Raw genomic sequence first — 25,474 nt, 5'->3', positions numbered from 1 at the left:
CGCTAAAGTTTTATTTCATAGTATTTTTCAGATCCTTTAGGGAACGAACAGTCAAAATTGTATTTTTTACTTGCGCTTTTATCAACCTTGAATATCGATTTTAACGTCGGATTACTGTAATTGAATATGAAATTTATTTTCTCTTCTATATTCCTTTTAGGGTGGCATAAAATCTTCGAGAGCGTCTCCTTGTTTGGAAGTTTATGCGAGTTATCCCCATTGGCACAGATAACAAACTGGTTGCAGTCGATCAGGTCAAAGAGCGATTCGCTATAATTATAGATGCTTCCATGATGCGGCAACTTTACGTATTCACACTTGATCCTCTGCTCACCGCTTTTGTTCAGATATTCCTGTAATCCCTGCTTTATTGTTGTTGGGGTTGCATCACCTAGAAACAAGATCCTTTTACCATCGTAGGTTAATATAAACGCTATGCTGCTCAAGTTATTAATATCCTTCTTGCTCTCTTTCCTATCGGATTTTTTAACTAGTTCTTCTATCGGATATTTGTAGTCACTCTCTTCTACAGCTTTAAGCTTGTTGGAGTTTTTTTTATGAAATGCTGCTTCCTCTTTTTCCCATTTTTCCCCCAGCAAATCGTATTGGGGTTTTCCTGGCGCAATTACCTCTATTGCTAGTCCATTAATCTCCCATTGTTTTTCTGCAAGGACTTCATTGTTCAATAGCGTTTTGGTACCCTTTAGAAAGTCTCTGATTTCGATACCTTTTTCTACACTTTTTGCAGACGATTTCTCAATGATGTTGAAGCGGTTGAAACAGTTGAACCAAATTTCTTCCGGCATTCGGGAGGGTGCGAATTTTTTGTCACGAAAAAAAGCAACAGATCCATTGATATGGTCCGCATCAAGATGGGTTAGAATCCATAGTTTAAAATTTTCACTTGGTTTGTCAAATTCATTCATCTGTGGTTTTAGCGCGGTTTTATAGGTATCCACATAACCCGAATCAACCAATATATTTTGAACAGGTGCCTTACCTAATTTTATAAGTATGGAATCACCACATTTTGTCTGTAAAATCCTTATCAATAAACTCATTTTATAGTTGGCGTATTTGTGTCGATTTAAATTAAAGGTTTGTTTTAATCTTAGATGTGCAAAGTGATTTTCTGGAATCGTTTTTATGATCCTGATGTATAGAAAGAAGGAGACTCGTATTATCTAAGGTATTGATCAGTACCTTCTCATAATCATGCTTGCCCCGATTGAACATCTGGGTAATTTGTAGTTTCATAGTTGAGAGTTTTTAGTTTTTTATAAAAATAAGGATTTTACCTATACAATATAATCGATTTGTCCGTAAACTACTGGCAATCTACTACACTAATCCAAACGAACGGCACAATCTAACTAATAATCAGCCAGTTAATTCCATGCCGCATATACCAGTTGTTGATTGATTAGATAACTGGATTAGGAAGTTTTTCAATATGAAACGGATAAAAATGCAGCCAAGGTAAAAACATCCAGCCATCGCTCCTATCACTAAATGAGACAAATCCTGAATACAATTTGGTATTCTTATGATTTTTAATATATCAAAGTATAACTTAAATACCATCTAGAACCTTCAAAATATTATCTATGTCTTGTAGTAAATGGTTTGAATAGAGTCCTGTTAAGTTCACAACCATCCAAATGGCTCCAATTTAATCCAAATTGAGCCATTTTTTTTGTTTTTGATTCCAGAATAAGCCGAATTAGCATTTTTATTACTTTAATACATTTTTGTTCGAAACACAAAAAGAATAATTTTTAGTAAATGACACCTATTTCTCACTTACGTATCTATCAAGCCAGGCTCTCCAAAAAATTACAATAAGCGCCAGTAGACCAAATCCAACACCCACCCAAGGTGTAACGGATATTCCATATTGACTAATAAACCAACCTCCGGTAGCAGTACCTAATGAAACACCTAGATTTCCAAATGAGGTCTGCAAACTATTAGCAAATTCCTTTGCATCTGACGCTGCCGAGACCATATGCCCGACACCTATCAGGAAACAAGGTCCGTACATAATTCCCCAAAATCCGACCACGACTGCTATGCTGAGAATTGAGCCATCGGTATATTGAAATGCAAATGGAAGAAGAAACGTACCGGCAAGGAAAAACAAAGTAGTCCAGATCATATACTTCCCTAATAAGCGACCTGCCAAAAAGTTGGAGATTACACCCATCACACCAAATAGTAAAAGCATGTAACTGATTTCCTGTGTACTTAATCCTTTCTCTTTCGAAAGATAGTCTGCAAAATAACTGTAGGAGCAGAACCACGCAGTGATGAGAAATAGATTTACAGCTGTTCCAGCGATAAACTTGGGTCTCATAAGGATGCTCAATTGATTTTTAAAAGACTTCACTTCGTTGGTAGGCATTGAAGGCAAATATTTATAGATGGTGATCAGTGTTATCAAAATTAATAACCCTTGAATAACATAGCTCCACTGCCAAGAATAGATACTTGCAACAAATGTGGTGAAAGGAATTAATGTTACCTGAGCAAGTGCAATTCCACCGATAATAATACTGGTCAATCGCATCTGCATTTGAGGAGAAGCATCTTTAGTCGCAGCAGCGATCACCATAGAAAAAAATGCAGGATGCAGAAATGTCGGCAGTATCCGCAGTATCATCAGCAACCAGAACGGGGGGCTAAAGCTTGAGAACACATTCGAGATCAAGAACAATCCAAGAGCACAGATCATCACTTTCTTTTTGTCAAATTTTGACAGATACAAAACCATAAAAGGTCCTGTAAGCGCAATCGTTAAGGCAAATGCGCTCAGTAAATAGCCTGCTGTTGCAATATTGATTTTATAATAGTCAGCGATCTGAGGCAAGATGCCGATCACACCAAATTCTGTACTGATAATTCCGATAACGCCGAGACATCCCATATACGCTATCTTTTTGTTGAGATTTAAATTCATATTAAACTGAACGGTTTAAAAAAGGTTAAAAAAATATTGTTTGTTATTAGTTACATGAAGATGCTGTAATAATTAGACTTTGATCATTTGGATTAAATTTTCAATCATATCATAGATGGTTTTTCGGTTTTTATTCAAAGCATAATTTTTGAAAAGTGCGCTGGAAGAACCAGCAAGGAAAGCAGCAGTTAATTTTGGATCGAGATCACCTTTTATACAACCTTGCTCCTGCCCTTTCTCTACAATTTCAAAATAAATCTTTTCGATTTTCTTCTCATTGCCAGCCAACAACGTTCTGATATCTTCATCTGTCAAGGCTACTTCAAATGCTATCTTAACAGCCAAGCACGTTCGTTCTTCGTTGATGCTCTGGTCAATTGCCAGCCGTAAGGTCTTTCTTAATGTTTCAATAGTATGGGATTTAGGATCATCTGATACACTTTCATACTCTGAAACTTTAGACTTCATGTACTTGGTCAGGCATTTAATGAGCAGCGCTTTCTTATCACCATAAGTTGGATAAATACTGCTTCGGTTTATTTCCATACCATTCTCAAGGTCTGTGATAGATGTGGAATGAAATCCCTGCTTCCAGAAAAGTTCTAGTGCAACGTCCAATTTCTGCTCGTAATCAAATTCTTTGTTCCTTCCCATAATGTTGCAAAGGTAAATAATAAACTGGTCAGTTTAAAATAAATATTTGATTATTTTTAGATTGTATAAACCTACCAAAGAACCATCTTTAACAATATCTCAAGTTTAAATAATATTGAATAGTGTAACTTATATACTACTTAAGACCTTCAAAATATTATCTATATCTGCTAATAAATGGTTTGAATAGAGTCCTGTCATGTTCACAAGACAGGACTCTATTTAATTTAATCTTTTTAAAGTATTTTGATGCGAGAATTAGATTTTATAGCAATCTCTTATATCCTGATTCTTATATTTATTATGTTATAAAAAAATTCAATAATATTCTAGTTATTTATATTCTGTAGTTTACTTCTCAAATTCGACATATCATCACTCACCTTTTTGTCCAAAATTTTCGCATAATGCTGAGTGGTTTTGATATTCGTATGACCGAGCATTTTACTTACGCTTTCAATAGGTACGCCATTGGAGAGTGTAATCGTTGTGGCGAATGTATGCCTTGCAATATGAAATGTCAATTCTTTATTGATTCCACAGACGTTCACAATTTCTTTGAGATATGAATTCATTTTTTGATTACTGAGTACGGGAAACAAGACATTTGAATTTACACATTCCGGATGGTCTTCATACTTCAAGATCAGTTCTTGGGCTAAAGGCAGTAACGGAACTCTAGTTGAGGTATCCGTTTTCTGACGATGTGTGAATATCCATTGGTCGCCATCTATTCCAATATTGACGTGAGATTTGGACAATTTCTTTACATCAATATACGCTAAACCTGTATAGCAACTAAAAAGAAAAATATCACGTACTTGGTTTAGTCTGTCTGAGGCAAACTCCTTTTCATAGATCGTCTGAATTTCCTCTTTGGTAAGATATGGACGTTCCACTACCTTTAGTTTTGCTTTGTAGCCCAAAAAGGGATCTTTGGTGAGCCACCCATTTGCTATACATAACCGAATGATCTTTTTGAAATTCTTGATATACTTTACCGCGGTATTATTAGCGCATTTACGTACGCTACGAAGCCAGAAGTCATAATCCATAATAAAAGCGTGGTCGATCTTTGTAATGTCAATATCAGAAGTTTTATATTTCCAGATCAGGAATTCCTGCGTATGCTTTAACGATGTTTTATAACGCTCCAATGTTCCGGGCGCAAAATCCTGACCAACCAGTGCTTCTACTTTATCATTGTGATCCTGAAAAATAGGAATGAGCATTCTTGTGGAAACATCGGTTCCAAGTAGTTTAGATTTTAAACTCTCTGATGTTACAAAGTCTTCTTCTTTCAGCATCAGGTAATGAGAATCGTAAACTTGTTGTTCCAAAGTTTTAAGATAGACATTAAGCGTTTTCGCCTCCTGAGAGTTGCCAACTGCTTTATGTGCTTTAACATCCCATTTCTGTGGGTCGATGTACCTTTTAGCGGCAATGTCCGCTGCCTTGCCATCTATCGTGATTCGTAAGTAAATGGGAGCAGTTCCATTTGTTCGGATTTTATTCTTTTTTATAAAGAATAACAGGTTGAATGTTTTGTTCATAGTGTGGTAACTTTAATTGTTAATAATTTACTTTTTGTTACCACTTTCTGCAAGATGTACAATCGTTAGACTGCCTATTGGTCGGGTTTCCCTGAGTTTTTCGTGACCTATTTTCAAATTTTCAGGATGGGTCACGGAATAGGTCATAAAAATCGTGACCTATTTTGATTTTTTTTGATACTATCGCTAAAACAAAAAACGCTGTAAACATTGATGTTTACAGCGTTTTAGCTTATTTTGGTTTCCCAACTGGCGGAGAGAGAGGGATTCGAACCCCCGGACCTGTTACAGTCAATAGTTTTCAAGACTATCGCAATCGACCACTCTGCCATCTCTCCAAAAAACTCCGATCGTATCGTTGTTTTTCAGTGGTGCAAATATATAATGTTTTTTTTAATCTTCAAAATAATATTTAACGTTTCTTACCTTTTAAATAAAAATCAATTAAAATTAATCAGTCTTTTCTATATTTCCAGTCTCCAGATCTACGGTGCAATTTTCAGTTAATATATGAACTGTAAGATTTTCAGCGTAAACAGGACATCCATCTTTTGCTGCACTTATGTTTGTATTTTCAACGTTTTTTGCGCTGATCATGATTACCATACCTGATCCTTTACAGATTGCTTTATTTCCATCTTTTATTAATAGAGCTGTATCTTCCCCGAGCCCAACGCCATACAGATCCTGATGAAGAAGAACAGCGTGTGTGAGCCTTCCGAATCTGCCACGGCTTACAAAATGGGTATCTGCAATGAGGTTGGTAATCAAACCCAACCCAGATTCCAGTTTAATATCATTTGCTAAAATTGCCTCGCCGTTCTCTGCCTCACATATTACGATTTGAGGAATGCTCATGGCTCCGGCACTTGTTCCTGCAATGATAAAGTCTCCATCATTCTGATATTTTTCTTGTAGAGCGCGTTGAATATCTGAATTTTCAAAATGCTGACAAATTTTTGACTGGTCGCCACCCGTAAAAAACACTGTTTTTGAGTCTGCTATCCGCTTCAGATAGTCAGCAATGGGCGTTTCTTCCGTGTCATGGAGAAAGCCAAAATTTGTATACCCAATATCGTCAAAAGTTTTCTGATAGGTATCACGCATGCTCGCCGGTTCTGAACTTGCAATGGTAATCACTTCTATTCTGTCATCTTTAGAATTGACGAGTAATTTAAGAATTTCATCGTTTAAAAAAGCTTGGTTGCTCTCCTTCATTTCAACTTCATTATCAGCTCGATCTTCATTACCACCAATAATCAATAATTTCCCCTTTGGACTCATAAAAATTTTTTTTTAAATATGTTACCTTAAAATTAAAGAGGAAAAGCGCAAAACTATATGAGACTAATCATAACATCATATTTTTTGTTAATGAAAACAATTTTAATTTGAAATTTTTATTAAAGTTCTTTTTATAAGTTCAAATTTAAACCTGATAAAGCTGAGCAATATTTTTTGTAATTTCTAAAGTTTCCAGAGCATTTTCTGCACAAATAACAACAGTACTACCCTTTTGTCCGCGATCAATCGCATAATGTATTGCAGATGTGCTGTCTGCAATCACCTTACAGTCGAAACCTGGCTTTACATTTTGAATCCCTTCTTTTAAAAATTTCACAATTGATTCTTCACTTCGTCCTCTTGTATCACGATCAAGTCTTATAATAATTTCGTCATACATTGTTGCTGCAATCTCGCCAAACTCAATGATATCACTATCCCTGCGATCTCCCGGAACAGCAATAATACCTGTTTTTTTTCCTGAATAATGCTTGAGGTATTCTGCCAGCGCTTTGAGACCGTGAGGATTATGGGCATAGTCTACAATGAGATTGATTCCATTGATTTCAAACTCATTGATTCTCCCAGGCGTTTGCTCTGCGGTAGGATTAAAGCCCGTCAAGGCACGCTTGATCTCCTCTATCTGAATTCCTGAAAAGTAAGCTGCTAAGACAACAGGAAGTAAATTTTCGACCATAAATTTCGCTTTGCCATTACGGGTAACAGGTGCTTCAGTAAGATTAAAAACATAAGTTTTACAGAGATCATTGCAGATGAAAATATTGCCTTCGATGTCAGCAAAAACAGCAGTTCCTCCTTTGCTCATATGTTCCTGCAGGTAAGTATTTTTTTCATCAGAACAAAAAAGGGCAACATTGCATTTCACAAAATCTTTCATTTTGTAGGCGTGTTCATTTGCAGCATTTAAAATTGCCCAGCCTTCTGACTTTACTGCACAGGGAACTACAGCTTTTACTTTAGCAAGATCTTGAACCGTAAAAATATCTTTTAATCCCAAATGATCCGCAGCAACATTTGTAACGATAGCAATATCACACTGATCGAATCCCAGTCCTGATCTAATAATTCCACCCCTCGCGCACTCGAGCACGGCGAAATCCACGGCATTGTCATGCAATATAGTGAGCGCACTTTGCGGACCGGAACAGTCTCCAGAATTGATCATCTCATTACCTACATAAATACCATCCGTCGAGCTGAAACCGACCCTGTAACCTGAATGACTAGCCACATGTGCCATGAGTCTGGTAGTTGTAGTTTTACCATTTGTTCCGGTGATTGCTACAATTGGAATTCTACCGTTATCTCCTTTTGGAAACATGAGTTCTACTATAGGCTCGCCAACTTCACGGGGTTTTCCTTTGGTGGGAAATTTATGCATTCGTAATCCTGGAGCTGCATTAACTTCAATGATTGCTCCTCCATTTTCTGAAAGAGGCTTGGTAATATCCTGACTGATGATATCAATTCCGCAAACGTCGAGCCCAATCACTCTGGAAACTCTTTCAGCAATTAAAATATTGGAAGGATGCACAATGTCCGTAACGTCTTCAGCTGTTCCACCGGTACTTAAATTTGCTGTAGATCTCAAAAATATCTGCTGTCCTTTTGCAGGAACCGAATTCAATTGCAATCCCTGCTTTTCAAGATGGGCCTGCGTGCAAGCATCAAGACTAATTTTCGTGAGGACATTTTCGTGACCTTCACCTCGTAAAGGATTAAAATTTTCGGTTTCTACAAGTTCAGAAATTGTGGATATTCCATCACCGAAAACTGAAGCAGGCTGTCTTAGTGAAGCTGCAATAAATCGATGACCAACCACAAGAATTCTATAATCTGATCCTATAATTTGTTTCTCTACAATGACAGGCTTCGAAATTTCTGATGCATACCGAAATCCCGAGATGAGGTCTTCCATATTTTTTATACCGCAAGTCACCCTTTTTCCCTGATTTCCGTTGTAAGGCTTTGTAACTAAAGGATATCCTACCTGTTCTGCAATATTTAAAAGTTCACTTTCATCGCTTGCTAATTTTCCATCTGCAATCGGCAGATTGGCGCTTTTCAAGAATTTTTTGGTATCATCTTTATCACAGGCAATTTCTACCGCAATACAAGATGTCTGTTGAGTAATTGCTGCGCTTATTTTTTTCTGCTTTTTGCCGTATCCTAAAACAGTAAATCCTGCAGGTCCTTTACTTATTGGGATTTTTCGATCTCTTGCTGCCTGAATAATCATTGCAGTTGTAGGACCTTCACTGTACTTACGGCTAACAATTTTTACGAGTTGCTGAGCTTCGCTAAAATTTACCGGATTTTCATTATTAATGAGTGACTGTATGATTTCTGTAGCAATTTTAATTGCTTCTGAGGCGACCTCTTCAGTTTCATAATGTAAGATTCCGTATAAAATATCGGGCGCAGGCGAAATGATATGATAATCAAGAGACGATCCCTGTAAAATGGAGGCTAATTTTAAGCTATAATCTGCCAGACAATATAAAAAATCACTATACAAAGACGTAATTTGATACTCTGACCAAAAATAATCGCTGATGAACCTTTGCTTCTCAGAATCTATCTTTGATATTGCAGCAGAATCGTACTTAATGACAATAAGACGATGTTGATTGCGTGACCACATATTTGGCCCTCGCATGATTCTGATTTCACTTGTAATCATATCAATGAAGGTTGTTAAAATAAGATTAAATTTTCAATGGCTTGAACACATGTAAGCTCCCTCTTATTAAAAAAAGGATCCGTTGTTATCATTGCCGTAAGAATTTTGCGTCAGAAGAAATTGATCTAATGACAATTAGTCGTTGAAGTAAAATGATGAGTTGACCGTACAGCTTATCCTGAACAGAAAATATTCAGTTTAATCCTGATCTATTTTACCTGTTGCCGTAGAATCTCCCTGATTATTTTGTGACGATTGCTGTGCTGGTGCCTTCTGTATGGCCGCATTCTGTGATTCCGTATGGATGCTGTCTGTTGACATTGATGAAGAATTACTGGTAGGCACATCTTGATTGTCGTTCACAGTTACAGAATCTGTGTTATTTGACTGATCAGCAGATCCATTTTTCTTACAGCCTGAAAGAATACAAAAAAGTACGATGACAGTTATGATATTAAGTTTCATATAAATAATTGTTTATGGTATCTTCAAAGTTATTGCTATCACTTGAAGTACAATATGACTTAGAGCATAATGATCAAAATTTCAATAAGATTCATAACAAAATTTTCATAAGAATAAGTAATTTTAAAATGTATCTGATTATTTTTAAGAAATCCTCATTTAAAAAATCTACTTAAATTTCAAGTCAACCAATGATTTTGAAAAGCAACAATTTTCCATTCGTTAAGCTCTTTGAAAATGCTTAGAGATTAAGTTTCAATTAAAATTCAAATAAAAAAAAATTGTCAGCTGTGACTATAGTCATTTTCTCCGATGTTCCAATTTTTTAGCTTTGGAATAAAGACTGAACCTCATATATCCAACTTAGTAGTCTCCTTTAAAAAAACATTGAAGATCATTATTTTAAATGATTAGGAGTAATATAATCATTCTAAAAGAGAAATTTTTAATTCTAAAAATAACCGGTATGCAAAATCCAGATGCAAAGTCAGATCATAACAGATTACGAATAAAACACATCTGCAAACAACAGGTGAATGAGGAAGATGCGAAAAATACCAGCAAACCAAACAGCCAAAATCGGCTTTTTCCCAGAAAACCGAGAGGAAGTTTTACGAAATACAGAAGTCTCGTCGCATATTTTTTTCTAATCTTATTTTTTGCTATTCCGTTTTTAGCAATAAATGGAAATCCGGTGTTATTATTTGATGTTGAAGATCGGCAATTATTTATCGCAGGGAAACATTTTTATCCACAGGATTTTTTTATTCTTACTCTAGCTGCGATCATTTTTTTAATGAGTATTATTATTTTCACAATTGCATTTGGTAGAGTTTTTTGTGGGTGGATGTGTCCTCAGACCATTATGATGGAGAATGTATTTCGAAAAATTGAATATAGTATCGAAGGAGACAGGTTACAGCAAATTAAGCTCAATCAGCAAAATTGGGATTTAGAAAAAATTTCGAAAAAAGGTCTGAAATGGACGGTTTTTTTTATGGTTTCGCTTACCCTTTCTATCTTTACATCATTGTATTTTTTAGATTTCAGAAAAGTTTTTACAATTATTAATGACGCGCCATTTGACCACCCTACATATTTTGCAACAATTTTTCTGTTAGCAGGAGTTATTTATTATGTTTTTTCTTTTTTAAGAGAAAAGGTGTGTACCTTAGTCTGTCCGTACGGAATTCTTCAGGGAATTGTGATCAACCGTGACACGATGAACGTATTCTATGACTATAAAATAGGAGAAAACCGATCGCCGTGGAATAAAAGTGAAGACCGCAAAGCTGCCGGAAAAGGAAATTGTATCGATTGCAAACAATGTGTTACGGTTTGCCCAATGGGAATCGACATTCGAAATGGCCAACAACTTGAATGTATACACTGTACAGCGTGTATAGATGCATGTGATGAGGTGATGGATAAAGCCGGTTTACCAAAAGGTCTTATACGATATTCATCAGAAAAAGAAATTGAAACTCAACAGCATATTCCGTTCATCAAAACAAAAAAAACATCTGTAACTCTTCTCATTGCTCTCCAGTTTCTACTATTATTTATAGTAAGTAATGATAATAGTGTCGAAGCAAGGCTCGTAAAGCCTGACGGCACCTCGTTCTTTTTCAGAGATGATAAAATAATCAATTCTTACCATTATACCATCATTAATAAAAGCGATGCGAAAAAAATAACCTTAAAAGTTTTAGATCCTTCCTATGGTGAAGTAACATCCAGCGGAAGCAAAAATATCATCCTCAATAAGGATGATATTACAAAAGGGACGATCAATATTCGTTTTCCAAGAAAAAACATCACCCTTTCAAAGCAGAATATCCGGATTGGTATTTTTGATGACCGCGGTATTCTTCTCAGTTCAGTTGAAACGTACTTTGAAGGACCATTTAAACTGTTAAACCTCAACTAAAAATGATCTTGAGGCTAGTTATCCGGACGTACAGGCTGTATTTCTCCAGTGGGAAGACTTTGGAACAATGAAGGAAACATCATATGCAAGATAAAGTAAATCAGTACAGTAAGTGGTATCAGCGCAAATAAAACGATGATCAAAACGGGTGGTCTGTTCTTATTTTTTTTATTCGGTTTCATAATTAAAATATTTATTTTACTAAATGCTGCATGTCGAAGAATCGTATTATTTGACCATACAGATAACATACACAACAAGCATCTTTAAAAATTGCAACCTTAGTTTCAGATAAATAGTAAACCTGCCTTTTGAGCAGGCTTACCAAAGTTGACATCTAAAACTTTCATAGTGTTTTTGCTGAAAAATAATTTCAATCAAGTTACTAAGCAAATTTCTACTTCACTGCTTCTTTTGCTTTTTCAGATTCCATCAGATGATGTTCTAATGCCGGAATTTTTTTTCCAGCGAATTCTTTAAGCGATTTTTCAGAACCTTGAGCAACCTCTTGTCTGAAATCTGCAATTGTCTTCTGATGATCAATTACCATTTGGTTGGTGTACAAGCGATCAAATTCTGCACCTTTTGCAGCTTGTAGCTCGTCGTATTTTTTCTGTTGAGAAGCATCCAGACTTGCTGGCAGCGTATATGAATGGGCTGAAGCCCACTGTTTTAATTCATTATTAGCTTTCGTATGATCTTTTACCATCATTTGTCCTAGCGATTTCACGGTCTGGCTGTTCCCTTTTTTTATGGCAAGTTCACCAGTCATTACTTCCATCATTCCGCCCTTTGCGGCAGCATCAGCAAATCTTTTATCCTGATCACTAAGTAAAGAATCTCCCGGCGATGTTTGGGATGGTTCTACAGAATCAGCAGTGGATGCTGCTGGGTTTGAAGATGACGACATTTCGGTATGATCTGCCGGATGATTGGTGGGTTCGTTCGCTTTATTTTTGCTACAGGCGACTGCGCAGGTGATTGCTAAAAGCATTACAATTGTTTTTTTCATAATAAAATTTTAGGTTTGATATTTTCTTAAATTAAATTTGAGTTCTATTTCGGCAGCGGCATCAACCGTGCATGTTGGATGGCAAATTTCGCAGAAGGAACTGAAGTACTGTCTGTAAGTTCTGAAAATTTTGCATTCATGATCCAGATCTTATCTTTAGCCATCGTGGCAGTTGCAGGATAAGTAAAACGATCTGCTACTAAAGTGGATGCAGATAATTTTGCAGAAGACCAATTGTCCTCTGACGTAAGCTCATAAATTTTATCACTTCCGCCATTCTGTACCACCACAAGTTTTTGATTTCCCGATAAAAGAAGTCCGTCTCCGTTGATGAAGAATTGTTCAGTTGCTACCTTCGTTACATTTTTGGGATTTTTAAGATCAATTTTATAAATCGCACCGGTCCCGCTGCTCACCGTCAAAAGATATCCTGAGGGATGATAAACAATACCGTTCAGTCCTATTCCTTCGGTTTTAAATAGTGGGCTGTCCGCAAAAACTGATGCAACACCTTTAGGAGAAACTTTATAAATAACATTCGAAAAACTGTCTGTTACATAAGCATTCTGCTCAATGTCGAATGTAAGATCGTTCGCAAAATGCTTGCCTTCAACTAATTTTGAGAGGTCAATATCATCTGTGATCTTATTTGTTGTCAAACTGATACCGATCAATCTTGCCATTTTTTTCCGTGTCTCAGGCGAGGTATATTTGCTATAATTGGCATCGCCTACGCAGACAAATAATCGTTTTCCGTCAGGATGTACTTTTACTCCGTACGTTGATTTCAATGACGGATCGCTCAAAACTGATGTGTAAATTCCGGCAGGATTTACCTTCCCCACGCTCCCGAGTCGTGCTGAAGAAACAAAATAATTGTTTGAAATACTGTCATAAGCAATACCTTCCGGGTACGTTTCGGGCGCGAGAAACTCTATTCTCGCAGTCGGCTGATCTGGTATCGCAGACGCACAACCTGCCATTAAAAAACATAAGATTAATTTTTTCATACATTTTATTTTTGTTTAACACTGTAAATAACACCATTGGCATCATCAGAAATAAATACCGTTCCTGCGGGTGTAATTGCCACGCCCGCCGGTCTTCCGAATCTGGTTTTTCCTTTAAGAAAACCGGTCAAAAAATCTTCTGCGCCTACAGGTTTTCCGTTCACAAACTTTATTCGCTGCACTTTAAATCCTACCGGCTTGGTTCTGTTCCATGATCCGTGCCAGCAGATGATTCCATCTCCGCTAAACATAGAGTTTTCCGGAAAAAACTGAAAAGCTATAGGAGCCATATGTGCCTGAAATTCCATCACAGAAGGTTCGGTATTTTCTACCCATTTGTCTTTGCTGTTTCCCGCAGGATCTTCACGACTTCTGTCTACCTCCCTTTTACCGTAGGCGAAAGGATAACCATAATTTTTACCCTGCTTGATGGTGTTTAGTTCTTCAGGCGGCCAGTCGTCACCTTTTGCATCACCACCATTATCCACCCCCCACATTTCGCCTGTTTGCGGATGCCAGTCAAAACCAATATTATTTCTGAGACCGGAAGCGAAAATAGTTCGCGACCACGTAGATGGATCTACCTGAACGATCGTAGCTGCTTCGCGGTCAGACTCTTTGCAGTCATTACACATGGTTCCTATAGAAATATACAGTTTTCCGTCTGGGCCAAAATCCATGGTTCTGTTTGGGTGTTGCCCTGCGCTCGGCATGTCATTAAAAAGCATTTGCTTATCCGTAAGAGTTCCATCAGTATTCACTTTATATCGGCGAAGTTCGTTGTTGTTACAGAGGTAGAGCCAGCCGTCTTTCGTAGTGATGCCGTGAACTCCTTTAAATTCTGCAACTACCGTTTTCGCATCTTCAAACTTCCCATCTCTGTTTTTATCTTGCAAAAGCAGCACATCTCCTGTATCTCTTCTGGTGACATACATTCCGTTTGCTGTATGATATAGCATTCGTGGTTTTCCCAATCCTGAAGCCGCAATTTCAACTTCCCATCCTGCGGGAACTTTAAGAAGATTAACCATTTCTGGCAAAAAATCCAGATGTTCAGGATAGTTTGTTACATGTTTAACTTTGGTAATATCTCCCGGAGGTATTCCCCTTTGTGCAGAAATACCGGAAAATACAAGCGTTATTAACAAAGGAACTATTTTAAAATTTTTATTCATACTTATATTATTATTGATTGATATCCATACTGCATTTCTAAATTCAGTTATATTATCCGCTGTTATTTATCGTATTCCATTTCTTTCTTTTTCAAATTCCCAAACTCTGTGTTTTGCTATTGCATTGACAAACAACTCGTCAGCATCTAAATCATCTGAGACAATGATGCCCGGATCAGGATGCTTCTTTCTTCCAACATCAGAAATCGACATAATGGGCTCACTTCCCTGCCCGAAATAAATACTCTTGCAATGTCTGTACGCTTCATTTATAAAATCAACAGTCATATTGAGGTTTTCAGGTTTTAGTAATCCTAAGACAGATTCGTCTCCTGGGCAGACAAATAATGCATCAAAACACACGCTGGATGTACTGGAAAGCGAATGATCAGGAATATACGTCTGTCCATCGGAAGCTAGAACAGGTGCTGTACTTTCTGAAATGATCTGAACAACTGCGCCGTTGCTGATCAGTCTTTCTTTAAGCAAATCAGTTGCTGCAGCATTCACACCGTGAGTCATCATGAAACCGATAACTCTGCTGTCGATAGTATTCTTAATGGTGTTTGCCATACTCAAAGCTTCAGAAATTAATATTTTCCCTTCTCTCTCTTCACTCTGCAATGCAGCAGGATCTGCATCTGCAGGTATGCTGTGATTGGGTTGAGATAAAGGTTTCACCTCAACACCTATTTTATCTGCAACAGCTTTTGCGAGAAGCATATCAACAAATGCAAGCTGACCCACCATTCTCTCCCTGATTGCAGGAATGGTAACTTTCGACAGTTCAAAAATAAAGGCGTTCTGAATATGTAGTTTTTCATGGGGCGCCTGGCTGTTATAAAAAAGTTTAGCCTGAGAATAATGCTCTACAAAACTTTCACTTCTTGCTCTCACTTTCTGACCGGAAACTCTTTCCTGATGGCTAGAGAAACCACCTTCTTTTATCATCGCCTGATAAGGACATCCACCACCAATAGAGTTCGGCTCATAACTTACTTTTCCCTTCACAATCTGCTGTCTCATATGGCCGTCTCGCTGGTTGTTATGAACAGTATTTAAAGATCTGTTGATCGGAATTTCATGAAAATTTGGGGAACCAAGACGAATTAGCTGCGTATCTGTATACGAAAACAGTCTGCCTTGCAGAAGCGGATCATTGCTGAAGTCGATTCCGGGAACGATATGTCCGGGATGAAAAGCAATCTGCTCGGTTTCGGCAAAAAAATTATCCGGATTTCTATTTAAAGTAAGCGTACCAACGATTTCTACGGGAACAAGCTCTTCCGGAATAATCTTGGTAGGATCCAGCAGGTCAAAGTCAAATTTATGTTCATCTTCTTCCGGAACCACCTGCACTCCGAAATCCCATTCCGGAAAAGCCATATTTTCGATTGCCTCATATAAATCTCTCCGATGAAAATCCGGATCATTTCCTGAAATTTTCTGTGCCTCTGGCCAGGCAACAGAATGCACTCCAAGTTTTGGTTTAAAATGAAACTTAACAAAATGCACTTTTCCTTCCTCATTAATGAATTTAAAAGAATGAACCCCAAAACCTTCCATCATCCTGTAACTACGTGGGATCGCACGATCACTCATCAGCCACATAATCATATGCGTACTTTCCGGCATCAAAGAAATAAAGTCCCAAAAAGTATTATGGGCAGAAGATGCCTGAGGAATTTCGTGGTCAGGCTCTGGTTTTAGCGCATGTACGAGATCAGGAAATTTGATACCATCCTGAATAAAAAAGACAGGTATATTGTTGGCTACCAAGTCATAAATACCTTCCTGAGTATAGAACTTCACGGCAAAACCACGCACATCTCTTGCAAGATCGGTACTTCCGCGGCTTCCTGCCACCGTAGAAAATCTCACAAAAACAGGAGTTTCTGTATCTACATCGTTTAGAAATTTTGCTTTGGTATATTTTTCCAGGCTCTTATTGAGTTTAAAAATACCGTGAGCACCGGAACCTCTTGCATGTACCACTCTTTCTGGAATTCTCTCGTGGTCAAAATGAGTCATTTTCTCCCTGAAAATAAAATCTTCCAGCAAAGTAGCTCCACGCTCGCCATCTTTAAGCGAGTCCTGATTATTGTTAATCAAAAGTCCCTGGTTGGTTGTGAGCTTTTCATTTCTGTTATCAGTGGTATGTTCCTGAAGTTGATCATTCTTCGATGTTGATCCTGATTTTTCGTTTTTCATATTTATTTATAATTTGGTTGATTTCTTATATTGTGAGGCGATTGTTTCCTGAGTGTTTATTGAAACTGTGCCTAATTTGGAATCCTCTTTTCAAAATGTATCATTAAAAAAAACTGTTTATGACCTAAGCTTTTTTGAATTTAAATTTTAAACTCAGAGATTGAAATGGAGAAATAATGATGAAATAAGAGGAATCGATCTGATTTCTTATAATGAAATGAAAGGACAGCTTTCTTGCCTCCGGGATGATTGTCGCGCATTATATTCGTTTATTTGGTGTATTTCAAAAATAATAACAATAAAAATTCAATGTTATGATTATGGTCATCATCGCTAAATAATCACTAAAAATTTTAGTATTTTTTTAAAAATGATTCCACCAAAGCTGTTTTCTAAGTCTTAATAAAATGATCTAAAAAAGAAATGAAATAGCGTTTAATAGTATAGAATTAGCGATTTTTATATTTTTAGAAACATCAATAATATTGTAATGATCGGAATCATAAGAAAATAATTCCGCCTTTATTATGTTTGAATAAGTGTTAGGAACATCGCACAGCATTTTATAGTTAAAAAGATATTATTATGGAAATTAAATCAAATGACGCAACGCCATTACGTACGGAAGGCGATCGGATATTGAATGCGCCGGTTGTAGAAATGAATCTCAATGAATTTAAAGAACAGATTAAAAGCGAATCTGCATGGCAGGATAGTGACCGCAATTCTGTTACCATTTTTAAATCTGAAATTATGACGATCGTACTTATCGGATTGCGGGCTCAGGCAGAATTAAAACCACATAAAGCAGATGGCTTACTTACCATAACGGTCGTCGAAGGAAGTATAGAATTTATAAGCGAACAAAAGGAATGTACTGTCAAAACAAACCAAATGATTGCCGTACAAAAAGATATTTTTCACAGCGTAAAAGCAGTAAAAGATAGTTTTTTATTACTTACACAAATAAATAAAATCAGTATTGATTAAAGGTGAATTAGTCATATTCAATTCTGAATAAAATTCCGCAAAATGCTAATAAAATCATAAAAATTGCTGAAAATAGGTTACAGCAGCCTTTTTCAACTTGTAATCAAAATATTGATTTATAAATACTTACATGATTCAGGTCATATAAAAAACAAGCAAGACATATTAATTTTGCACTTCCAAATCCAACCCAACAGTACTTGGATTTTGGTTGTAATTTAATATGTATAGTATGAACAAAATTATTATTTTCTTATGCGTTATTCTTTCAATATCAACGACAGCACAGGTGGGAATTAACACCAGTCAGCCTCATCCGTCTTCATCATTAGATATACAATCTGGTAATTCGCCGAAAGGTTTTTTAGCCCCAAGAATGACATCCGCAGAGAGACTTGGGATTGCTAGCCCTGCAGAAAGTCTTTTAGTGTTTGATACGACAGAAAAAGCATTTTTCTTTTACAATACAGCCAGCACTTCCTGGGTAAAACTTGCTAATGATACTGGTCTGAACCGTAACAATTATAAGCTGATTAAATCAGCAGCTGATCTTTCGGCAGAACTCAATGCAGGTGGCGGAAATTCTTACCTTCTGACTTCCAACACCTACTATGAAATCAACGGAAACATAACACTTGCGTATTCTATTAATTTAAATAATGCCTATTTATCTGGTCTGGATGCAAATGAGGATATTCTTTCTTTTCCGGGTGGAGTTTTATTTAAAGGCAATACCGGAGGAAGCATCAGAAACATCACGCTAACAGGTGGAAAAGCTTTTGAGATTACCGGACCCGGAATTGCAACTAATTCCAGCTTATTAATACAAAACACCATCATACAAAATACAACGATAGGTGTAGGAAGTATTTCCGGACTTGGTCTGTACTTTGGAAATGTGATTAATTTTATCAACAATGCAAACGGAATCACTTATTCAAACATAGGAAATTTACTTCTGAATACCCAGGCATGGTTAGATTCTAACAACGGTACATTTGAAACTTTTTCCGGCAATATCGGTTCTGTTCAGAAAGCCAGTGGCTTCAGTACGGTGAATAGCTCAGACATAGCGGTGGATGTAAGCAGCAATACTCTAAACGTCGGCACTGGTGTTATCGAGGGGACTGTTTTTTCAGGCGTTACAACGGCGCCTTCCGGATATATCAAAGGCTATACAACAGGAACGTATCCTGGTTACAACTTTAATAATGTTTGGACCATAGATTCTCCCGGTATTCCGAGAGAAAGTGACAGTGAGGCAACCGGCGACATTAACCTTAACGCTGAAGTTGCCGCAGGTATCGCAACCACATTTAGCGGAACAGGTACCGCAAGCCGGACAAAAGTGAGCGGAACAACGAGTTCCAACAACCTTTTTAGATTCTCGACCGACAATTTAAACAATAGAATTACCTACAGAGGAAACAAAACCAGATATTTTCAGGTTGCAGCCTCTCTTTCATATCAGGGAGCCAACGATTTGACAATCATTCTTTATATTGCCAGAAACGGATCTGTGATCACACAGACAAAAGTGTACGGAAAAGGAACAACCGGTTTTCTTGTACAGTCGGGAATCATCGCTTTGCCGGTCGTAGGAACCATACAATTAAAGAAAGACGATTATATTGAAATATGGGCAGAACGTTTTTCCGGAAGTGGTGATATGCAGACTGTGTCACTTAATCTTACGGCCAGATAATTAGTCTTTTTTCTGAACGACATTTAAAATAAAGCAGCCAGTATCGATAAAAAGATTTTATGGCTGCTTATTTTATTAAAATTAAAGTAAATAATTAAATTATCACATAAACTGAAGATGAACTTCATTCAGATCATCTGGATATATTTAGATATTTATTAAAATCTTTGGTGCTACAATCCTTTTTTGTTTTTTATAAAATGGCTTTAAACTTGCATAGAAATCATTTTCAAAGCTTACTACACAACAAATAACAGAGATTTTTAATTCTAAATACTGTGAATTCAACAACAGGTCTTTTGTTTGCAGTGTTAATTATTATGTTAAATAAAAAATAAATGACTGAGAAGAAATTGAAAATCCGGCAGCAGGCATTTGCTTTATCACTTTGTACGATTGTATTCATGGCTGTTTACAATTTTTCAACGTGGTATGCCTCTTCTTTAAGTGAAGTGCCATCATTTACTTTTGATTTTGAAGAAGCAATCCCTTTTTTGCCACTGTCGATCATTCCTTACATGGCAAGCGGAGTTTTCTTCTGCTTAGTTTTTTTTGCTTGCAAAGATAAATATCAACTTAAAATATTAACATGGCGAATGCTTTTTGTGATTTTTTTAGCAGGACTATTTTTCATTACCATTCCGCTGCGATTTTCATTTACAAAACCTGAAGTGTCGGATAATATTCTAAATCTACCCTTCCTTTTTCTGAAAGTTTTTGATTCTCCATTCAATCAATCGCCGTCACTGCATATCGCTTTTGCTTTTGTATTTTGGACGGTTTTCAAAGACCTTCCCAAGTGGCGTATTTTCTTATTGGTTTGGCTTATACTTTTGGGAATTTCAACTTTAACTACATATCAACATCACTTTATTGATATTTTAAACGGATCAATACTTGCGCACATTAGCTTTATCGCTATTCCTTACCGAAAAAATAATTTAGAACATCAAAATCACAGGGTAGCAAATTATTATTTTCTGTCTGGATGGATCTTCATTTCAGCCGCATTATTTTTGAATCAATTTATTGGCAGACAGGGTTTACTACTTTTTATACCCGCATTACTTACATTCATCATTGGTTTTCTATATCAGAAGAACCAAAAAATACCTTCTATTTTTGCTTTAAGAATTAAACAAAATATTCGTCAGCTAAGAAAAAACTAATCGTGAACATTGACGCTGAAAAAGATATAATCTATTTTGAATGTTCGTTGATTTTTTTTGGCTGAATGAGTTCACAAGGAGATTTTGAAACCTCTTTGGTTTTGGGATCCTGAGCAATTACTTTTTCAAGAAAATTCCTGTTTTTATCACCCCAAATATTCATTGCATCAATAATCGGCATCAATGACCATCCTAATTCAGTAAGCGAGTACTCTACTTTGGGAGGCAACTGATGGTAAACCTTTTTCTCAATTATTCCGTGCTCTTCGAGTTCTTTTAATTGTACATTGATCACCCTGCGCGTGGCCTCTGGTAGAACTCTCAGCATTTCGCTTGGCCGCTTTACGTTCATAGAGATCGCATTGAGTAACGCAGGTTTCCATTTTCCGTTGAGGATTTCTCTCGTAAGATGCAGACCACAATCAATAGTAAGAGGGATTTTTCTTTCGTACATAACTTGATATTTAAACAAAAATACATTATATTTTTTGAGAATCATAGGGAGAAATTTATCCCCATGGTCTTAATTTTACCCATATTGTTATTTTGTTGTTATTGAATGAACTTTGCAAAATCAATTTTAAATAAATAACAATGAACAATATAGTACAGCTGCTCTTAGAAGAATATCAGTTAGGAGATTTAACATTAAAAAACCGAATTGTGATGGCATCACTCACCCGCGCGCGAGCTACAAATTCCGGTTTGGTTCCCACGGCAATAATGGCAGAATATTATGCCCAGCGAGCTACCGCAGGATTGATATTATCGGAAGGAACCTGGGTAAATCCTCAATCTATAGGTTTTATAAATGTTCCCGGAATTTATACTCGGGAGCAAGTTGAAGGTTGGAAAACAGTAACAAAAGCTGTGCATGCTAACGGTGGATTGATCTTTTCTCAATTGGGACATATTGGCGCCGGAGCACACCCGGATCTGCAAAACGGAGAAATTCCTGTCGCACCGTCGGCCATCAATATACAATCGCAATCTTTTACTCCGGAGGGTTTCAAAAGTACCGTTACGCCACGCGAACTTACTGTTGACGAAATAAAAAAAACTATTCAGGACTATAAAACAGCTGCTCAAAATGCAAAAGATGCTGGTTTTGATGGCGTTGAGATTCACGCAATTGCCGGAATGCTTATTCCACAATTTCTGAGTATCGCTAGCAATATACGTACTGATGAATATGGCGGTAGTATTGAAAACCGCTCCCGTATTATCTTTGAAATTCTGGATGCCGTCACGGAAGTTTGGGATTCTGAACGAGTTGCGATAAAATTCAGTCCAGTGATGCTTAGCAGTGTGGGAATTGTAAAGCCTGATGTTGAAACGATCGCTTTATTTAAATATATTTTAAACAAACTTAGCCTGTACAATTTAGCTTTTGTGCACGTTGTGGGGCCATCAGAAGACTTATCAGATACTCCGGTTAGAGAATTACAAGAAAATTATTTCTCTCATTTCCGGAAGAATTACAGCGGAAGAATCTTAGCTAATTTAGGTTTTTCAAAAGACAGCGCCAATGCAATTCTTGAAGAAGGCGACGCAGTTCTTGTTTCTTTTGGAGAGCCGTTTATTGCCAATCCTGATCTTGCTGAACGGTTCAGATATAATTTGCCTTTATCATTAAGCGATCGGGAAACCTTTTATTCCGGAGGAGAAAACGGATACACCACGTATCCTAAAGCGACCTATCCAGATTAAGAAACATTACCGTTTGTAAAAAGATAGATCTTTCTAATGAAATGATCTATCTTTTAAATAAAATTTAAAACAGGATTCTATGAAATCTTTAAATTGGTAATGATAAAGCTGTACTAATTGATTTTTGTACTGCAGTTTTCCTCTACTATTAGTTTATATTTTTGAAGTTCGCCAGAAATAATTTTTGACTGAAGCTTAAAAAATGGAGAATGTTTAAACAAATCTTCATAATACGCAATTCCGTCTAGGATATTTTGCCTGAAGCGGTTCCATTTTTTTTGTTCCGGCAAATTTAAACCCGATAAACCAGCAACGCTTTTTAAAAAGTAATCTACATATAAATTCAGTTCTTTAATGAGAAAATGAGGTCGGTAAAAATCAGAAAGAATATTAGTGTGGCCGTAAATATGATGTATCATTTTTGACATAGGTATTTCTTTGTCGAAATAAGCTAAATTGGGTCCCGGACAAATTATAACCCCCTGTTTTTCACCCTTTATTTCGATCCCCTGTTCTATATAAGCCGAATTTACAAGACCTACACACAGACAAGATTTCTCAGTAATTTTCTCTTGATCTTTTGCGCTTTCTTCCGGATTTACATGATTTTCCGTCGTGAGCAGCTCCTCAAGTTTCAGATCCTGATACTTTTTAGAAGCCGTACAAAGACCTAGCTGAGAATATTCTTTGTTTAAAGCCAGAAATTTTTTAGGACACGAGCTGCCGTATTTCTTTTTAAGGATTTTTGATCTCATAATAGTTTCGTTGGAAGAATTCCTGATGGTGTTAAAAGGAACACCTAACGGAGAGATATTACTGAGGTAAAAATCATTTTCCTGTGACTGTGCCAATAATTTTCTGGTCTCGGAGTCTACGGAAGTTGCTTCAGGAACGAGTAAAAATGGTGAACCCCAGCCGACACTGTCTACATCATAGTTTTCTAAGAGGAAACGATGTTCTTCCGCAGTGCCAATTCCACCCTGTACGGTAATTTTCATCAGTGGAGGTTCTACGGGAATAGATTTGTTTTTATGCTGTAATGCATTAACCATCAACGCAAAAGCCGATGCAATCAACTCGCTTTTTCTCTGTTTAAATTCTTCAAGAATTGGCCCCAGTAAAAAACCGTCTGTGGCAAATGCATGTCCGCCGCAATTTAATCCTGATTCAATTCTGTATTCACTAACCCACAAACCTTTTTTTGCTAAAAAATTTCCCTGAACCATTGCAGATCTGAAATCGCTGACTTTGATAATAATCTTTTTCTTACATTCATTATTACGATCTTGGTAAAAATCTTCAAATTGTTCTATGTAGCTTAATAATTTAGGATTAAAACCTGCAGAAAGCACCACTGACGAAGATAATTTACTTTTTGCAAAACCGCGCAAAGAAGCATGTGCGTCGTTATAATCAATTTTTAATTGTTCGCCATTTCTAAAATTTTCTTTATCAATTTTAGTCATAATATTTACATCAATACTTCCGGGTGAGAGATTGGTATTCACATATTCGTTTAATGTTTGTGTATCCGTACTATTTTGAGAAATAAATTGCAGTAATCTTGTTTTTACAGGTGTAAAATCCGGAAGCATCCCGATAAACTTTTGCAAAACTTCGTTGTTCCTGACAAGATCTTTTTTAAATGCAGTAAATTTCTCATTCACAATATCATCCACCAGATTAAGATATGCAGTTATTCTTTCAGCGCGGTAATCCGAATTTTTCGTAGAAATAGGTTTCCATTTTAACTTAAATTTTTCACTGTAAAAAATTCTCATTTTCTCAATGATCTCGTCGTCTACAATAGAAATTACAGAAGAAATTCCGTAGTGGGCAAGGCGAATGGGCGTATCTATAGTATAAGCTAATCCCATTACCGGAATATGAAAAGTGTGTACTGATTTAGTATTCATTAGTCGTCTTTAATAAATTTTATTTGAATTTAAAATGCCCTTATCACTTAACTCATGGAGATAAAAAGTGAATAGAAAAAAGTTATAATCGATAAGGGCAATTTTTTTTAAAGTTGATTTGTCATTCTGCAGAACTAATCTGCTCCCACTTTGCGGGTTCACCCTGAGGAGCGGCGCCGCCCAAAGCCTCCGAAATCGGAGCTTTTTCCTGATTAATATGATGAATATATGCAGCTATTTTTTCCGCATTTTTCCCTGTAATGGTTCCTTCTTTGATGAATGGTCTCATGGCAGGATTATTGGGCGAGCCGTTTTCAAGCATCCAGAAAACATTTCTGAATACTGTTTTTTCTTTAATATTGATCCAGTATTTATCTGTCAGATTGGGACCAATACCACCTTTTCCACCTTCGGAATGACAACTCACGCAGTTGGCTTTAAATAGTTGCTCACCTTCCGTAATATAATCTGCATTGTACTTTGCAGTTTGAAGATCAATAGCCGGTGTATTTTTCTCATATTCGTTGATTGAGGCGAGCTGTATCTTTGTTTCTTCATTTAATTCAGCATCGGGGTGAGCGTAATCAGTAAAAGCAAATGCGGTCATATAAACGGCGCAGAAAATAATTCCAAAATAAAATAGACCGATCCACCATCTGGGCAAAGCGTTATCAAGTTCGGTAATGCCGTCAAAACCATGATCAATCAAAATATCTTTTTCTTCGGACTGAGATTGTTTTTTGAAGGCCGAATTCCAGAGCTTCTCAAAATATACCGTTGATTTATCTTTTAAAAACAGCTGCTTCTCCTCTTCTGAGAGTTTTTTAAAATTTTCATTTTCTACCAAATCTTCAATTGAATTCATAATCAACAAAAGAATGGTTACTATGAGAATCAATGTCCAGAAAAGCGGTGATGACAAATAATCTGAATCACCTGCAAACATTTCGAAAGCCATGATTAACAAACCGAATGTTACAAAAATGTGTATTGAAACTGGTGCTCTTTTTTTCATTTTAATTAAATT

Annotated in this window: 20 protein-coding genes and 1 tRNA gene; 5 read left to right on the top strand and 16 right to left on the bottom strand. The window is 36.6% G+C overall.

Translation table 11 applies throughout. The features are described 5' to 3' along the window. Positions 1-2: 2 nt before the first annotated feature. The 8 genes from PGH12_RS00680 to PGH12_RS00645 form a co-directional block, all read right to left on the bottom strand. Positions 3-1,061, bottom strand: coding sequence for a ComEC/Rec2 family competence protein (locus PGH12_RS00680; protein ID WP_267597886.1), 1,059 nt, complete (start codon positions 1,059-1,061; stop codon positions 3-5). Positions 1,062-1,792: 731 nt separating this feature from the next. Then, positions 1,793-2,959 carry an MFS transporter gene (locus PGH12_RS00675; protein ID WP_267597887.1) on the bottom strand — a complete coding sequence of 389 codons (1,167 nt, stop codon included), beginning with the start codon at positions 2,957-2,959 and terminating at the stop codon, positions 1,793-1,795. A 72-nt stretch (positions 2,960-3,031) separates the two neighbouring features. Next, a complete protein-coding gene (locus PGH12_RS00670; protein WP_267597888.1) occupies positions 3,032-3,613 on the bottom strand; it encodes a TetR/AcrR family transcriptional regulator in 582 nt (193 codons plus the stop codon). Between the two features lie 329 nt (positions 3,614-3,942). Further along, positions 3,943-5,166 (bottom strand): site-specific integrase, encoded by a 1,224-nt coding sequence (locus PGH12_RS00665; protein WP_267597889.1) that lies wholly within the window; start codon positions 5,164-5,166, stop codon positions 3,943-3,945. Between the two features lie 250 nt (positions 5,167-5,416). Continuing rightward, positions 5,417-5,504 (bottom strand) — tRNA-Ser (locus PGH12_RS00660). Between the two features lie 112 nt (positions 5,505-5,616). Next, positions 5,617-6,450 carry a cyanophycinase gene (locus PGH12_RS00655; protein WP_267597890.1) on the bottom strand — a complete coding sequence of 278 codons (834 nt, stop codon included), beginning with the start codon at positions 6,448-6,450 and terminating at the stop codon, positions 5,617-5,619. A gap of 145 nt (positions 6,451-6,595) precedes the next feature. Beyond that, on the bottom strand, positions 6,596-9,154 hold the full coding sequence (gene cphA, locus PGH12_RS00650; RefSeq protein WP_267597891.1) for a cyanophycin synthetase: 2,559 nt from the start codon (positions 9,152-9,154) through the stop codon (positions 6,596-6,598). A 198-nt stretch (positions 9,155-9,352) separates the two neighbouring features. Beyond that, the gene (locus tag PGH12_RS00645; RefSeq protein WP_267597892.1) at positions 9,353-9,619 is read right to left on the bottom strand and encodes a hypothetical protein; all 267 of its coding nucleotides are present in this window, start codon (positions 9,617-9,619) and stop codon (positions 9,353-9,355) included. Positions 9,620-10,085: 466 nt separating this feature from the next. Here PGH12_RS00645 and ccoG point away from each other — a divergent pair, with 466 nt between their 5' ends. Continuing rightward, complete coding sequence (ccoG, locus tag PGH12_RS00640) at positions 10,086-11,549, top strand: cytochrome c oxidase accessory protein CcoG (protein ID WP_267597893.1); 1,464 nt, start codon at positions 10,086-10,088, stop codon at positions 11,547-11,549. A gap of 14 nt (positions 11,550-11,563) precedes the next feature. On the opposite strand, the gene PGH12_RS00635 is transcribed toward ccoG, so the two are convergent. From PGH12_RS00635 to PGH12_RS00615, 5 genes are all read right to left on the bottom strand, one after another. Next, positions 11,564-11,731, bottom strand: a complete 168-nt coding sequence (locus PGH12_RS00635) for a hypothetical protein (protein WP_267597894.1) — start codon at positions 11,729-11,731, stop codon at positions 11,564-11,566. A 215-nt stretch (positions 11,732-11,946) separates the two neighbouring features. Continuing rightward, complete coding sequence (locus tag PGH12_RS00630) at positions 11,947-12,561, bottom strand: DUF4142 domain-containing protein (protein ID WP_267597895.1); 615 nt, start codon at positions 12,559-12,561, stop codon at positions 11,947-11,949. A 44-nt stretch (positions 12,562-12,605) separates the two neighbouring features. Further along, a complete protein-coding gene (locus PGH12_RS00625) occupies positions 12,606-13,571 on the bottom strand; it encodes a gluconolaconase (protein WP_267597896.1) in 966 nt (321 codons plus the stop codon). Positions 13,572-13,576: 5 nt separating this feature from the next. Further along, positions 13,577-14,746, bottom strand: a complete 1,170-nt coding sequence (locus PGH12_RS00620) for a PQQ-dependent sugar dehydrogenase (RefSeq protein WP_267597897.1) — start codon at positions 14,744-14,746, stop codon at positions 13,577-13,579. 66 nt (positions 14,747-14,812) lie between these two features. Then, positions 14,813-16,957 (bottom strand): catalase, encoded by a 2,145-nt coding sequence (locus PGH12_RS00615; protein ID WP_267597898.1) that lies wholly within the window; start codon positions 16,955-16,957, stop codon positions 14,813-14,815. A gap of 585 nt (positions 16,958-17,542) precedes the next feature. Here PGH12_RS00615 and PGH12_RS00610 point away from each other — a divergent pair. The 3 genes from PGH12_RS00610 to PGH12_RS00600 all read left to right on the top strand — a co-directional run bounded on the left by PGH12_RS00610 (position 17,543) and on the right by PGH12_RS00600 (position 20,821). After that, entirely contained in the window at positions 17,543-17,947 is a 405-nt protein-coding gene (locus PGH12_RS00610; RefSeq protein ID WP_267597899.1) for a cupin domain-containing protein, read from the top strand. A 232-nt stretch (positions 17,948-18,179) separates the two neighbouring features. Further along, positions 18,180-19,652: a phage tail-like protein gene (locus tag PGH12_RS00605; RefSeq protein WP_267597900.1), complete on the top strand. Its 1,473-nt coding sequence runs from the start codon at positions 18,180-18,182 to the stop codon at positions 19,650-19,652. Positions 19,653-19,990: 338 nt separating this feature from the next. Then, on the top strand, positions 19,991-20,821 hold the full coding sequence (locus PGH12_RS00600) for a phosphatase PAP2 family protein (protein WP_267597901.1): 831 nt from the start codon (positions 19,991-19,993) through the stop codon (positions 20,819-20,821). A gap of 31 nt (positions 20,822-20,852) precedes the next feature. On the opposite strand, the gene PGH12_RS00595 is transcribed toward PGH12_RS00600, so the two are convergent. After that, on the bottom strand, positions 20,853-21,275 hold the full coding sequence (locus tag PGH12_RS00595; RefSeq protein WP_267597902.1) for a winged helix-turn-helix transcriptional regulator: 423 nt from the start codon (positions 21,273-21,275) through the stop codon (positions 20,853-20,855). Between the two features lie 140 nt (positions 21,276-21,415). Here PGH12_RS00595 and PGH12_RS00590 point away from each other — a divergent pair, with 140 nt between their 5' ends. Further along, positions 21,416-22,531: an alkene reductase gene (locus tag PGH12_RS00590; RefSeq protein WP_267597903.1), complete on the top strand. Its 1,116-nt coding sequence runs from the start codon at positions 21,416-21,418 to the stop codon at positions 22,529-22,531. Positions 22,532-22,644: 113 nt separating this feature from the next. Here the strand turns inward: PGH12_RS00590 and PGH12_RS00585 are convergent, their stop codons facing one another. Together PGH12_RS00585 and PGH12_RS00580 are read right to left on the bottom strand one after the other, a co-directional pair. After that, complete coding sequence (locus PGH12_RS00585) at positions 22,645-24,447, bottom strand: hypothetical protein (RefSeq protein WP_267597904.1); 1,803 nt, start codon at positions 24,445-24,447, stop codon at positions 22,645-22,647. Positions 24,448-24,568: 121 nt separating this feature from the next. After that, positions 24,569-25,462: a cbb3-type cytochrome c oxidase N-terminal domain-containing protein gene (locus PGH12_RS00580; protein ID WP_267597905.1), complete on the bottom strand. Its 894-nt coding sequence runs from the start codon at positions 25,460-25,462 to the stop codon at positions 24,569-24,571. Positions 25,463-25,474 lie beyond the last annotated feature (12 nt).

The organism is Chryseobacterium sp. CY350 (genome assembly GCF_027945075.1).
Classification (GTDB): domain Bacteria; phylum Bacteroidota; class Bacteroidia; order Flavobacteriales; family Weeksellaceae; genus Chryseobacterium.
Note: the sequence above shows the minus strand (reverse complement) of the source record. Positions and strands in the feature narration are given on the sequence as shown.

What these genes read in the sequence shown, in the direction of transcription:
- PGH12_RS00655 (WP_267597890.1), bottom strand. Translation starts at nt 6,450, where the DNA reads ATGAGTCCAAAGGGGAAATTATTGATTATTGGTGGTAATGAAGATCGA.
- PGH12_RS00595 (WP_267597902.1), bottom strand. Translation starts at nt 21,275, where the DNA reads ATGTACGAAAGAAAAATCCCTCTTACTATTGATTGTGGTCTGCATCTT.
- ccoG (WP_267597893.1), top strand. Translation starts at nt 10,086, where the DNA reads ATGCAAAATCCAGATGCAAAGTCAGATCATAACAGATTACGAATAAAA.
- PGH12_RS00665 (WP_267597889.1), bottom strand. Translation starts at nt 5,166, where the DNA reads ATGAACAAAACATTCAACCTGTTATTCTTTATAAAAAAGAATAAAATC.
- PGH12_RS00630 (WP_267597895.1), bottom strand. Translation starts at nt 12,561, where the DNA reads ATGAAAAAAACAATTGTAATGCTTTTAGCAATCACCTGCGCAGTCGCC.
- PGH12_RS00600 (WP_267597901.1), top strand. Translation starts at nt 19,991, where the DNA reads ATGACTGAGAAGAAATTGAAAATCCGGCAGCAGGCATTTGCTTTATCA.
- PGH12_RS00645 (WP_267597892.1), bottom strand. Translation starts at nt 9,619, where the DNA reads ATGAAACTTAATATCATAACTGTCATCGTACTTTTTTGTATTCTTTCA.
- PGH12_RS00615 (WP_267597898.1), bottom strand. Translation starts at nt 16,957, where the DNA reads ATGAAAAACGAAAAATCAGGATCAACATCGAAGAATGATCAACTTCAG.
- PGH12_RS00625 (WP_267597896.1), bottom strand. Translation starts at nt 13,571, where the DNA reads ATGAAAAAATTAATCTTATGTTTTTTAATGGCAGGTTGTGCGTCTGCG.
- PGH12_RS00610 (WP_267597899.1), top strand. Translation starts at nt 17,543, where the DNA reads ATGGAAATTAAATCAAATGACGCAACGCCATTACGTACGGAAGGCGAT.
- PGH12_RS00585 (WP_267597904.1), bottom strand. Translation starts at nt 24,447, where the DNA reads ATGAATACTAAATCAGTACACACTTTTCATATTCCGGTAATGGGATTA.
- PGH12_RS00670 (WP_267597888.1), bottom strand. Translation starts at nt 3,613, where the DNA reads ATGGGAAGGAACAAAGAATTTGATTACGAGCAGAAATTGGACGTTGCA.
- PGH12_RS00620 (WP_267597897.1), bottom strand. Translation starts at nt 14,746, where the DNA reads ATGAATAAAAATTTTAAAATAGTTCCTTTGTTAATAACGCTTGTATTT.
- PGH12_RS00675 (WP_267597887.1), bottom strand. Translation starts at nt 2,959, where the DNA reads ATGAATTTAAATCTCAACAAAAAGATAGCGTATATGGGATGTCTCGGC.
- PGH12_RS00605 (WP_267597900.1), top strand. Translation starts at nt 18,180, where the DNA reads ATGAACAAAATTATTATTTTCTTATGCGTTATTCTTTCAATATCAACG.
- PGH12_RS00590 (WP_267597903.1), top strand. Translation starts at nt 21,416, where the DNA reads ATGAACAATATAGTACAGCTGCTCTTAGAAGAATATCAGTTAGGAGAT.
- cphA (WP_267597891.1), bottom strand. Translation starts at nt 9,154, where the DNA reads ATGATTACAAGTGAAATCAGAATCATGCGAGGGCCAAATATGTGGTCA.
- PGH12_RS00680 (WP_267597886.1), bottom strand. Translation starts at nt 1,061, where the DNA reads ATGAGTTTATTGATAAGGATTTTACAGACAAAATGTGGTGATTCCATA.
- PGH12_RS00580 (WP_267597905.1), bottom strand. Translation starts at nt 25,462, where the DNA reads ATGAAAAAAAGAGCACCAGTTTCAATACACATTTTTGTAACATTCGGT.
- PGH12_RS00635 (WP_267597894.1), bottom strand. Translation starts at nt 11,731, where the DNA reads ATGAAACCGAATAAAAAAAATAAGAACAGACCACCCGTTTTGATCATC.